General features: G+C 68.5%; 1 protein-coding gene. It reads left to right on the top strand.

From position 1 onward, the window contains the following. Positions 1 to 156 precede the first annotated feature (156 nt). The gene (locus ACFP3U_RS36825; RefSeq protein ID WP_380230140.1) at positions 157 to 1,758 is read left to right on the top strand and encodes an IS1634 family transposase; all 1,602 of its coding nucleotides are present in this window, start codon (positions 157 to 159) and stop codon (positions 1,756 to 1,758) included. Positions 1,759 to 1,781: the final 23 nt, after the last annotated feature.

The raw sequence follows: 1,781 nt of genomic DNA, 5'->3' as shown, positions 1-1,781 counted from the left end.
CTAGACCCGTACTTCGCGGGTCGCTGATTCGTATGGTGTGACCGGTCCGGGAGTGTCCCGGGCCGGTCGTCCGGCGTTGGTCGGGATGTGTCGATGACTTCCCGGTCCCCGCGGCCTCGGTCTCAGCGTCAGCGCCTTGAGTGCGTGGTGACGTCCGTGGTGGAAAAGCGTCTGGGCGCTCTGCCTGTCGCTGCCGAGTTTCTGCGCCGGTTGGATGTCGCCGGGATCGTCGACGAGGTGTGTCCGGGCGGAGCGAGCGCCCATCTGACCCACGGGCAGGTCATCGAGGCGCTGGTGGCCAACCGGCTGACCTCGCCCGCACCGCTGGTGCGGATCGGGGACTGGGCCCGCACGTGGGCGGTGGAGGAGGTCTTCGGCATCACACCGGACCTGCTCAACGATGACCGTCTGGCCCGCGCGCTGGACGCGATCGCTCCGAAACTGGAGGTCATCGCGGGCACCGTCGGGGCCCGGGCGATCACCGAGTTCGGGATCGACGTCTCCCGGCTGCACTGGGACATGACCAGTATGTCCGTCCACGGCGCCTTCCCCGCCGCCGACCAGGACGAGCGGTACCCGCTGATCGCCTGCAACGGGCATCCCAAGGACCGGCGCCTGGATCTGAAACAGGTCCAGGCCGGGCTCGCGGTGTCCGCCGACGGCGGTATCCCAGTGCACGCCCGGGTTTTCAGCGGCGCCGCGGCCGAGGTGAGCCAGGTCGTCGGGGCGATGAACGACCTCAGAGCAATGGCCGGCACCCACGAATTCCTGATGGTCGCCGACTCCAAACTGGTGTCCTACTCCAACATCACCGCCCTGCTTCAGGCCGGGGTGGAGTTCATCGCGCCCGTCCCGGCCGCTCAGATCAAGGACGAGTTCTACGCGGCCCTGGACCCCGAGCGGGCCGAGCCCGTCGTCTGGGTGCCCGAGCGTGAGGAGAGGAAACCGGAGGCGGAACGGGAGACGTACCGGGTCCTGGAGGACCTTCACACACTGACCGGCCGCCGCAAGAGCGACCCACCACTGACCGTGCGCCGGATCCTGATCCACTCCACCGCCGTCGCGGCCGGCCAGCAAGCAGCCCGCACCAAACGGCTGGCCAAGGCCGCCGAAGACCTCGACAGGCTCACGGCCGCGGCGGGCGGACAGCACTACAAGACGCAGGAGAAGATCGTCGCCCGGATCGGCGTCGTCGCGACCAAGCGCCGTGTCACCTCCTGCCTGCGCTGGCACATCACCGACGACGAGCACGGCACCCCCAGCCTGGCCTGGCACTTCGACCAGGACGTACTCGAGGCCGAAGCAGCTGTCGACGGCTGGTACGCGCTCATCACCAGCGTCCCGGCCCACAAGGCGGGCCCGGCCCAGGTGCTGGTCCATTACAAGGGCCAGGGCGCGGTCGAGCGGCGTTACCACGACTTCAAGGGCCCACTCGCCGTCGCCCCGATCTTCGTGCAGCACAACCGGCGCGTCGCCGCGCTGATCCAGGTGATCTGCCTGGCCCTGCTGGTCTTCTGCCTTATCGAGCGGCAGGTCAGACGCGCCCTGGGCCCCGAAGAGACGATGGTCGGCCTCTACCCGGACAACCGCCGCGTCCGCCCCACCGGCCGAATGATCCTCTACCACCTCGGCGAACTCACCCTGCGGATCGGCAACGTCACCGACCCGCCAACCGTCCAGATCAACCGTGGCGTCCAACTCCACCTCCTCGACCTACTCGACACCGACATCACACAAACCCGCTGGCCACAGACCTGAAACGGTCACCCGCGAAGTACGGG

The organism is Kitasatospora misakiensis, assembly GCF_042656005.1.
Taxonomy (GTDB): Bacteria; Actinomycetota; Actinomycetes; order Streptomycetales; family Streptomycetaceae; genus Kitasatospora; species Kitasatospora misakiensis.
The sequence above is the reverse complement of the archived record's forward strand: the minus strand, read 5'-3'. Positions and strand labels throughout refer to the sequence as shown.